Genomic DNA, 705 nt, shown 5'->3' on the forward strand with positions numbered 1-705 from the left:
GATGAACCTCCGCACGCTCGTGGAGAAGACCCCTGATGCGGATCTGCTGCGCGAGATGATCGGCTTTGCTGCCCAGCGATTGATGGAGCTGGAAGTGGAAGGCCAGACCGGGGCCGGCTACGGCGAGAAGAACCCCGAGCGTCTGGCACAGCGCAACGGCTACCGCGACCGGACCTGGGAAGACCCGCGCCGGCACGGTCGATCTGCGTATCCCCAAGCTGCGCAAGGGCTCCTACTTCCCGGGCTTTCTGGAGCCGCGCCGGATGGCCGAGAAGGCGCTCACCGCCGTGGTGCAGGAAGCCTATGTGCAAGGCGTCTCGACCCGCTCGGTGGACGATCTGGTGCAGGCGATGGGCATGAGCGGCATCTCCAAGAGCCAGGTCTCGCGGCTGTGCGCGGAGATCGATGGCAAGGTGAAGGCGTTCCTCGCTCGCCCGATCGAGGGCGACTGGCCGTATCTGTGGATCGACGCCACCTATGTGAAGGTGCGCCAGCAGGGGCGCATCGTGTCGGTCGCGGTGATCGTCGCGGTCGGCGTTAACAGTGATGGTCGGCGCGAAGTTCTCGGCATGGACATTGGTCCCTCGGAGGCTGAGACATTCTGGACGGCGTTCCTGCGCAAGCTCGCCCGCGGCGGCCTGCGCGGCGTCAAGCTGGTCGTCTCCGACGCCCATGAGGGCATCAAGGCGACCGTCGCCAAAATGC

Annotated in this window: 1 pseudogene; it reads left to right on the top strand. The window is 66.0% G+C overall.

The annotated features are described in order from the left end of the window. Position 1: 1 nt before the first annotated feature. A pseudogene (locus H8B02_RS47635) lies at positions 2–705 on the top strand (IS256 family transposase); the annotation flags it as partial.

Origin of the sequence: Bradyrhizobium altum, from assembly GCF_020889705.1 — a bacterium.
Taxonomy (GTDB): domain Bacteria; phylum Pseudomonadota; class Alphaproteobacteria; order Rhizobiales; family Xanthobacteraceae; genus Bradyrhizobium; species Bradyrhizobium altum.